Origin of the sequence: Actinobaculum sp. oral taxon 183 str. F0552 (assembly GCF_000466165.1) — a bacterium.
Classification (GTDB): Bacteria; Actinomycetota; Actinomycetes; order Actinomycetales; family Actinomycetaceae; genus Peptidiphaga.
The window spans coordinates 1-9,588 of the sequence record NZ_KE951445.1 but is presented as its reverse complement, the minus strand read 5'-3'; the positions used below and the strand labels follow the sequence as shown (position 1 = coordinate 9,588).

The following is a 9,588-nucleotide window of genomic DNA, read 5'->3' as shown; positions in this document are numbered from 1 at the left end:
ATGCCGGGGTGCCTGCGACGGTCGGCGGGCGGTCCGCCGCTGGTCCGCCGTCCCGCCCGGGTGGCGCGGCGGCCGTCTTTCCAGTACTATCGTCCGCGGTAGCGTGTCCGAGCGGCCGAAGGTGCAGCACTCGAAATGCTGTGTGGTTCATAGCCACCGCGGGTTCAAATCCCGCCGCTACCGCAGGCGCCTCAAGGCGACGTCCCGTCGGCGGGGCGGATACGGGCGTTGGGACGGGGTCCGGTTTCTGAGCGGGCCCCGTCTCTTTGCGTTTTCGGCCGGCGGGCGCAGCACTGCCCGCATGAGCGGGCGACCCGCATGGGAGACCGGGCGACGGCGGCCGCCGTCGGGCCTGGAGAGGGCTGGGTGCGGTCCGCGGACCGCCTGCCTCCCCAGATGCGGAGCGGATTAGGCGTTCGACGCCGGGATGAGCACGTTGACGGTGTCGCCGGCGTGCAGCTCGTCTGCCGGTTCGGCTTCGTGGACGCTCCCGTCGCGTTGGAGGGCCACCGGGATGCACCCCTCCGGCCAGTCGAGGGAGCCCAGCGGCCGCCCGACGGCCGCGGAGCCCTCCGGCACGAGCACTTCGGCCACCTGGAGCCCGGCCAGCCGCGTGTCGGTCCGCGGATGCGCCGGCCCCCGCTCCGCGCCGGGCGCGGACATCTCCTCGTGGACTCGGTGCGCTATCGACTGCGGGGTGATCCATCCGAGAATCCGCCGGGTGTCGGTGGAGACCACGGGCATGCCGTCGCGGCTGTAGGCGTCGAGCTGGCGGAACACGTCCGTGACCGGCTCGTTCGCGAACACGATCTGCGGGGCGCGCACGATCACCAGTTCCCCGTCGAGCGCCTGGACGGCCCCGCGCGCCGTCGGCGGAGCGTCCTCGGATCCCCGGGCTGCGGATCCTTGAACCCCGCCGGATCCTTGAACGCCGGCAGGTTCCCGGACGCCGGACCCTCGAGCCTGGAGTCGTGAGACGTCGTGCTCTTCCCCGTCGGGTCCCGTGCCCGCCGTGCCCGCCCCGGCCCCGCCGCGCGTTCCGGGCAGGAGCATCGGGGAGGCGAAGCCGCGCATGGACTCCTCGGCCGTCATGTCGGTGAAGGCCCTCCATGGGACCGCGCGGTCGATGTCCTGGCCGCGGCGCAGCAGCTTCGTCGTGTAGATCGTCCCGTAGGAGAAGCGCCGCGAGACCACGGTGGCGATGGAGACGGCCAGCATGACGGGGAGCACCAGCTTGAAGTCCCCGGTCATCTCCACCACCGAAGCCACGGCGGTCAGCGGAGAGCGGGTGGCGGCCGCGAACACGGCCGCCATACCCACGGCGGCGTACACCGCCGGATCCCCGACCCCGGGCCCGAAGGCGTCCACCGCCACCAGGCCGTAGGCCGTCCCCAGCATGAGGCCGATGAAGAGACTGGGCGCGTACACCCCGCCCGAGCCGCCGACGGCCAGGGTCAGGCCCGTGGCGAGGATCTTGCCCGCGGCCAGCACGAACAGGAACCAAACGGCGTAGCTGCCGCCGAGCGCCCGGTACATGACCGGGTAGCCCACGCCGTACAGCTGCGGCAGCGCGAGCAGCAGCGCCCCCACGAGCACGCCGCCGACTACGGGCTTCAACCATTGCGGCCTGTCCCCCCACACGCGGTCCGCCGCGTCTTCGAGTGCGTAGAGCGACCTGGAGAAGAGCAGGCCCGCCAGCGCCGCGAGCCCCGCGAGTCCCGCCACCGCGGCGTAGGCGGCGGTGGCGTCGAGAGACACGTCGTGCGGGAACTTGACGAGGAAGGTCTCATTGCCCACGAAGGCGATGGCCGTGGCGTCGGCCACCATGGTGGAGACCATGACGGCGAAGAGGGCGTCCACCGAGTAGGTGCGCAGGATGATCTCGATGCCGAAGAACAGGCCGGCCAGCGGGGTGTTGAACGTGGCGGCGATCGCCCCGCCGGCCCCGCAGGCGCAGATCACCCGCAGCCGGTTCTCCGGGATGCGGATGCCCTGGCCGAGCGCGGAGGCCATCGACGCGCCGATCTGGGCGATCGGGCCCTCGCGGCCCACCGAGCCGCCGGTTCCGATCGTCAGGGCGGAGGCGAAGGCTTTGACGATCGAGACGCGCGCTCGGATACGCCCGCCGTTCTGCGCCACGGCCGCCATCACCTCCGGCACGCCGTGCCCGCGAGCCTCGGGAGCGAAGCGCTGGATAAGCGGCCCGTAGAGGAGGCCTCCGAACACCGGGGCGACGACGAAGAACCCGACCCCCAGGAAGGCGGCGTGCGAGCTGGGCGCGTGCCCGGCCTGGCCGAACTGCGTCTGGCCGGTCATGAGCCAGGTGATGCCGTAGACGAGGTAGCGGAAGGCGACCGCGCCCAGACCCGAGCCGATCCCCACGGCGAAGGCGAGGGCGAAGAGCCCGGCGCGGTGCCCCCGGACGAGCGTGGCGAGGCGGGACGCCAGGGCGGGCCGAGGCGTCGGAGCGGACGGAGACGCCGAAACGGGGCGGGAGCCGGCCGGCTTGTGGTTCATGGCGTTGCGGACCTTCGACGAATGGACGGACATCGACTGCGTTCCAGTATCCCACCGTGCGCGGCGGCTGCGCCCCCGGCGGCTCCCCTGCGCACAGCAGGCAGCCCCTCGAGCCTGCGGAGGCCCCACCTGAGGCGGAGGCCCCGCGAGTGGCATGGCGTCGGCCGCGAGACAAGGCCTCCTCTGCCGGCCCCTTACCGGCCGGCGGACCGCTGCGCGGCCCTCTCGGCGCGCAAGGCCTCGCGTTCCAGCCGCCTCTGCGCTGCGGCAGCCTCCCGCTCGGCCTTGGGAAGCCAGTAGGGGCGCCGCTCGCCGGTCGCCCTCTGCAGGATCCACCACAAGGCCTCGATCGCGGCCGCCCCGATCAGGCCCGCGGCCGTCCCGACGGCCATCGCCTCCAGGTTCCCCGAGTCGAGCTTGAACACCCGCTGCGTGACCCCCGTCGTGAAGATCACCCCGTAGCCGACCAGCGGCAGGCCGATGAGGGCGATCTTCCACCACTCGTACGGCCTGGCGACCGTGGCCAGCACCCACGTCGCGGAGATGATGAGCGCGACCAGCGCCGCCGTGGACGCCTGGGCCGCCTGCTGGGCGGTCGGGTGGGGATCGCGCACGGCCATGAACGTCGCGAACGAGGCCACGGCCACCACGGCCCCGGCCGGGAAGCCGAACCGCATCACCCTGCCGACGAAGCCGTCCCTGGCGCGCTCGTTGTTGGGCGGCAGCGAGAGGATGAAGGCAGGGATGCCGATCGTGAACCACCCGGTGATCGTCACGTGGATGGGCTGGAAGGGGAAGGGCACGGCGAACAGCAGGACGAGGATCGCCAGGATCGACGAGTAGATCGTCTTCGTCAGGAAGAGATTGGCCACCCGCTCGATGTTGCCGAGCACGCGGCGCCCCTCGCCGACCACGTGGGGGAGGGTCGCGAACTTGTCGTCGAGCAGCACGATCTTCGCCACAGACCGGGTTGCGGCCGTGCCCGAGCCCATGGCGACCCCCAGGTCGGCGTCCTTGAGGGCGAGCACGTCGTTGACGCCGTCGCCCGTCATGGCGACCGTGTGCCCCGCGCCCTGGAGGGCCGAGACCATGGCGCGCTTCTGCTGCGGGGTCACCCGCCCGAAGACGTGCGACTCGTTGACGACGCCGTCGAAGTCCGCGTCGGGGATCCTGCGGGCGTCCACCGGGGCGCCCGAGTCCATGCCCAGCGAACGCGTCACCGCGCCCACCGAGTCGGCGTTGTCGCCGGAGATGACCTTCACCTCCACGCCCTGGTTGCGGAAGTACTCCAGCGTGCCCGCCGCGTCGGGACGGATCTTCTGCTCCAGGACCACCAGGGCGACGGGGTCCACCTCGCCGGGGGCGCCCTCGGCCGTCACCTCCGCGCCCGCCCGGCCCAGCAGCAGCACGCGCAGGCCGGTCGAGGCGATCTCCTGGGCTCGCCCGCCCGCCGCGGCCGCGGCCCGGGAGGAGCCGGACGAGGCCAGGACGTCCGGGGCGCCGAGCACCCAGTCGCCGCCCTCGGCGAAGCTCATGCCCGACCACTTCTTCGCCGACGTGAAAGGCTGGCGCGCTGTCACCGTCCACGGCCGCTCGGCGCGGCCGACCCCGTCGACGATCGCGGCCATGGAGGAGTTCGGGGCGTCGTCGGCGGCGCCGAGCTGACGCAGGGCCTCGCGGGCCTCCTCCTCGCCGTGCCCGCCGAGGGCCTCCAGGCTCCCGAAGGCCATGGCGTTCTCCGTGAGGGTGCCCGTCTTGTCCGCGCACACGACGTCCACCCGCGCCAGGCCCTCGATGGCCGGCAGCTCGTTGACGAGGCACTTGCGCCGGCCCAGCCGGATGACGCCCAGCGCGAAGGCGGTCGAGGTGATGAGCACCAGCCCCTCGGGGATCATGGGCACGAGCGCACCCGAGACGGAGAGGATGATCTCGCGCCACCCGTCCGCCCCCACCCGGATCTGCCCGATGATCGTCAGGACGCCGACGGGGACGAGCACCCACGTGATGGCCTTGAGGATCCAGTCGATGCCGGCCTGCAGCTCGGAGTGCACGAGTGAGAACTTCGCGGCCTCGGCCGTCAGCTGGGCGGCGTAGGCGTCCTCGCCGACCTTCGTGGCCCGGTAGCCGCCCGTGCCCGACGCGACGAAGCTGCCGGACATGATCTCGTCCCCGGGCTTCTTCGGGATCGGGTCGGATTCGCCGGTCAGGAGGGACTCGTCGACTTCCAGGTAGGCCGATTCGGTCACCACGCCGTCGACCACGATCTGCTCTCCGGGGCCGATCAGCACGATGTCGTCTAAGACGACGTCGTCGCGTTCGATCTGCGCCTCCGCCCCGTCGCGCCGAACCCGCGGGTGGGCTTCGCCGACGACGGCCAGCGAGTCGAGCGTGCGCTTGGCCCGAAGCTCCTGGACGATCCCGATCGCCGAGTTCGCGATGATCAGCAGGCCGAAGGCCGCGTTGATCCACGATCCGGTCGCCAGGACGAACACCAGCAGGACGCCGAGCATCGCGTTGATCCGCGTGAAGACGTTGTCGTGGACGATCTGCCCGGTGGTCCGCCCCGACCGCGGAGGGAGGGCGTTCACCTCGCCGGCGGCCACCCGCTCGGCGACCTCGGCGGCCGTCAGGCCGCGGGCCGGATCGGCGGCGTCCGCGGCCTGGCCGTCGTGGGGCGGGCCGGGGATGGTATCGATGCTGGAAGCCATGGGGGCAAGCCTATCAACCGCCCCCGGACCGGGTGGCGGACGGTTGCCAGGCGGACGCTGAGGCCCGAATCGGTCGCGCATGCGCCCACCGCGTGATCTATGCTGGACGTGTAGGCGTTTAGGCGGCCGCCCGGCGGAGGGCCGATCGGCTGGCCGGGAGAGACACGGGAGGAACGTTGAGCCTCATCCTCAACCTCATATGGCTCGTCTTCGGCGGCTTCTGGCTGTTCCTCGGGTACGCGTTCTTCGGGTTCCTCGCCCTGCTCCTGGTCGTCACCGCCCCGGCCGGCTTCGCATGCTGGAGGATAGCGGGCTACGTCCTGTGGCCCTTCGGCCGGGTGGTCGTCCGCAACCCGGACGCCGGAGTCGGCTCGGCGCTGATGAACGTGGTGTGGTTCTTCGTCGCCGGGTTCTGGATCTCCCTCGAACACGTGATCACCGCCTTCTTCCAGGCCGTCACGATCATCGGGATACCCCTGGCCGTCGCGAACCTCAAGCTCATCCCGGTCACCTGCTTCCCCTTCGGGAAGGCGGCCGTCCCCTCCGCCTGGGCTCGCGCCCACAACGTCGTCCCCCTGGGGGAATTCTCCCTGTGAGCCTGCCCGCAGCGACAGCAGACGGCCCATAGCCGAAGCGACTTCTCCCTGTGAGCCTCTCTCCCACCCATGGCCGCATCGCGCCGCCCGCGCCGGCGGCTTGCCCCGCGGCCCATTATGAAAGGACTCCGATGGACGTCACCACCTTCCGGGTGGACCTCGTTCGCACCGTGGACGAGTCGTACCCGGTCGTCGTCGGCCGCCGCCTCGACGAGCGCATCGCCCAGTTCCTGGAGCGGCACCGCGACCGGAGGATAGCCGTCGTCACCGACTCGACCGTCGAATCCCTCGCCGTCCCCGCGCTCGCGGCGGCTCTCGGAGACCGGGCGTTCGACGTCTTCGCCTTCCCCGCCGGCGAGGCCAGCAAGACCCGAGCCGTCAAGGAGCGCCTGGAGGACGCGATGATCGCGCGCGGCTTCGGGCGCGACAGCGTCGTCGTCGCCCTGGGCGGGGGAGTGGTCACGGATCTCGCGGGCTTCCTCGCCGCGACCTTCACCCGCGGGGTGCCCTACGTCTCCGCGCCGACCACGCTGCTCGCCGCGGCCGACGCCGCCGTCGGCGGGAAGACCGCCGTCGACACGCCCGCGGCGACGAACCTCATCGGGGCCTTCCATCAGCCGAGCGCTGTGTTCGTCGACCTCGACCGCTGGCTGACCCTCTCCGACCGGCACATCCGCGAGGGGCTGGGGGAGACCGTCAAACACGCCTGCCTGGCCGACGCCGCCTTCTTCGGCGCCTTGGAGGACGCCTTCGTACGGCAGGGCATGACCCCCGCCCAGTTCGTGCGCGACGACGCCCTCGCCGAGCTCACCGCCAGGCGCAACTGCGAGATCAAACGGGACTTCGTCGTCTCCGACGTCCACGAGGGCAACCGCCGCATGGGCCTGAACCTCGGGCACACGATCGGGCGCGCCCTGGAGACCGCCATGGGCTACGAGATGAACCACGGCGAATGCGTGGCGGTCGGCCTCGCGCTCCAGGCCAGGCTCGGCGAGCGGCACGGGTACGTCGGCGCGGCCGACGTCGCGCGCGTCGAGGCCCTGCTGCGCTCGATCGGCCTGCCGTACCGCCTGCCTGCCGGCGTGAGCGTCCAAGCCGTCATGGACGCCATGCTCCACGACAAGAAGGGCAGGGCCGGCGCCATCCGCTTCGTCTTCCAGAAGGGGATCGGCGGCCTGGTCACCTTCGACGGCGGAGCCTACGCGCGCCCGGTCGACGCGGCCGAGATGCGCGACTTCCTCGCCTCGCAGGCTTCCTAGCGCCGCTTCGCGGCGAGCGTGCGCGTTCAGCCCGCTGCCGGCCGCCACCCGCCGGAGTGAACGACGCCGCCCGAGCCCGGCGGGCCCTTACGAAGATGTGCCGCGCGACGCCGCCCTTCCCCTACGCCTTCGCTTTCGGGGTCTCCGCCTCCTTCGGCCTCTCCGGGGGCGAGGACGCAAGGGGCGAGGCCTCGCGGGAGGACTTCTCGAGAGTCGAGCTGAACCGCGCGTACACCAGGGACAGGGCGAAGCACACCACTCCGGCGACGGCCAGAGAGACGACCCTCACCACCGAGTTCTGCCCCGCCATGTCCACGGCCGCGAATTTCACGACCATCGCCATGATGACGACCAGGCCGTACAGGCGCAGCACCTTCGACCGGGCCGTGAAGCCGACGCAGATGCAGATGGCGCCCGCGAAGAGGAACGCGATGGTGCCCGGCACGGAGGCCGGGTCGCTCTGCGAGAGCAGGCACGTTCCGCCCAGGAGCATGACGGTCGTCGTCGCGCCGACGACGACGCTGCCGAAGGAGCTGCGGACGATCGGCCACACGAGCCACATGATCGCCCCTCCCAGGATGATGAAGGACACCGTGAAGCAGAGCCGCGGGAGCGCCTCGTCGACCTGGCTCATGGGGATCAGCGAGAACCCCTGGATGGCCAGGGCCAAGCCGCTGACGCCGCCGGTCTCCGGAGGGATCGCGATTCTCCTGGCGAAGCCGTCCTCGCCCCGGAGCGTGTCGACGCGGAACCGCTCGAGGGTGGCTCCGGGCCTTTTGCCCAGCCCGCGGCCGGCCAGCAGCTCCGCCGGCGTCAGCCTGTTGGTCGCCAGCCCGGCGAAGACGAGCAGGGTGGCGATGAGGTTGACCATGACCAGCAGGGCCGTGACGGTCCACTCGGGGCGCACGCCCGACGCGTCGAGGAGGTCGGCCGCGTTCAGGGGGACGAAGACCACGAGGATCGCCGCCAGGAGCCAGGTCGAGGCCACCGGCACGCGCCTGTCCCTGGCCCGCAGGCTCGCGGCCGCCATGACCGCGGCCGCGACGAGGACGCCGGACAGGGCCAGGACCGCCCTGTCGGCGTCGCTGTGCGAGCGGGCGCCCATGGCGATCAGCGCGCAGGGGACGGTCAGCGTGGGCGTGCCGTCTCGATGCCTGATGGACGGGGCGGCGCTCAGCCCGACGGCGGCGATGACGACCACCAGCATCTCGGGCCGGTCCGACCACTCGGACCGGCAGGCCATGGCGAACAGCGTCGTGGCCACGCTCGAGCTGATGCCCGCGTACACCGCGACGTGCCACTCCATCGGGGTTGCCGCCGCGAGGAGGGCCGTGCCGGTCATGACGGCCGCGATGAGGGCGAACTTCCACATGGGATCCCATGTTCCCTCCGGCGCCGTGTACAGCCGGAGGAGGACGAACATGGCCGCCAGGTCGACGGCGAACCAGCCGCCCCCGATGAAGTGCGCGTTCTCGGGGGCCCGTTCGGCCTCCCAGTGGGCCAGAAGCCCGTACTGGAGGAAGGAAAGGAGGAGGGTCAGGGCGAGGGCGGAGGCGGCCGAGGCGAAGGAGATCCGCGAGGCCGCGTCGAGGGGCGCGACGGCCCCCGCCACGACGGTGACGACGAAGGACGGCCCCGCGTAGGCGGCCCTCAGCTTGGCGGGCGCGCTCGCCCGCGCCACGATCGCGCAGACAGCCCCCAGGCAGATCGAGTGCAGGCATATCGCCCAGATCGCGGCCAGGGCCTGGTCGGGATGGTCGCCGGCGTAAGTGCCGGCCAAGACGACGGTGACCGCGCCCCCCGCCCCGACGATGAGCATCGTGAACAGGATTCGGGTCCTGACCGCGAGTATCACCAGGAGCAGGGACCAGGCGGTCAGGAGGAAGAAGGCGATGTCGGCGTCGACCTCCCCGAGCAGGACCGAGCCGATGATCGCCACGTACACCAGACCGCCTCCCGTGCCCATGACCGTGGCCGCCGCCACCCGATTGGAGCGCGGCCGTCGCGCCGTCCACGCCCCGGTCCCGGTGAGGGCCATGCCGGTCAGCGCCACGACGAGCACTTTCACGTAGTCGGGGATCGAGTTCCACAGCAGCGCGATGAGGCTCGCGCCCGCCATGAGTATGAGGAGCGCGGCAGCGAGGGACAGCAGGTACCGGCCGGCCTGGCCCTCGGTGCTGATCCTGCGCCAGAACGAGGACGGCCCGCCGGTCCGTTGCCCGCCGGTCCGTTGCCCGCCGGCCCTCGGGGGCTGTGCGCTCCCTTGCGCTCCGGGCTCGGCGAATCCCCGCGCTCCGGCTTGTGCGCGCCCTTGTTCCGGGCGGTTCGCCGGCCCGGCGGAGGAGGCCTGGGCAGACTGCTCCGTGAGCGGAGCGTCGTCCTCGGGAGTCGGCGCCGTGGCGGGCACGGTGGGCTCCGAGGCGACGGCGGGCGTTGCGTCGGCGGTAGGCGGCGTCCGGTCGGTGGCCTGGGGCGTGCGCGCAAGGGCTGCCGCATGGCCGCCGATCC

4 protein-coding genes, 1 tRNA gene and 1 pseudogene are annotated in these 9,588 nt (G+C 72.0%); 3 read left to right on the top strand and 3 right to left on the bottom strand.

From position 1 onward, the window contains the following. Positions 1-97 precede the first annotated feature (97 nt). Positions 98-183 (top strand) — tRNA-Ser (locus HMPREF0043_RS07270). A gap of 225 nt (positions 184-408) precedes the next feature. Here the strand turns inward: HMPREF0043_RS07270 and HMPREF0043_RS07265 are convergent. Together HMPREF0043_RS07265 and HMPREF0043_RS07260 are read right to left on the bottom strand one after the other, a co-directional pair. Further along, the gene (locus HMPREF0043_RS07265) at positions 409-2,550 is read right to left on the bottom strand and encodes a chloride channel protein (protein WP_021602354.1); all 2,142 of its coding nucleotides are present in this window, start codon (positions 2,548-2,550) and stop codon (positions 409-411) included. Positions 2,551-2,711: 161 nt separating this feature from the next. After that, positions 2,712-5,225, bottom strand: a complete 2,514-nt coding sequence (locus tag HMPREF0043_RS07260) for an HAD-IC family P-type ATPase (RefSeq protein ID WP_021602353.1) — start codon at positions 5,223-5,225, stop codon at positions 2,712-2,714. Positions 5,226-5,401: 176 nt separating this feature from the next. On the opposite strand from HMPREF0043_RS07260, the gene HMPREF0043_RS07255 reads away from it, so the two are divergent. Together HMPREF0043_RS07255 and aroB are read left to right on the top strand one after the other, a co-directional pair. Then, positions 5,402-5,821, top strand: coding sequence for a YccF domain-containing protein (locus HMPREF0043_RS07255; protein WP_021602352.1), 420 nt, complete (start codon positions 5,402-5,404; stop codon positions 5,819-5,821). A gap of 131 nt (positions 5,822-5,952) precedes the next feature. Then, complete coding sequence (gene aroB / locus HMPREF0043_RS07250; RefSeq protein WP_021602351.1) at positions 5,953-7,080, top strand: 3-dehydroquinate synthase; 1,128 nt, start codon at positions 5,953-5,955, stop codon at positions 7,078-7,080. A 121-nt stretch (positions 7,081-7,201) separates the two neighbouring features. On the opposite strand, the pseudogene HMPREF0043_RS07245 reads toward aroB, so the two are convergent. Continuing rightward, positions 7,202-9,588 (bottom strand): annotated as a pseudogene (locus tag HMPREF0043_RS07245) (DUF2339 domain-containing protein); the annotation flags it as partial.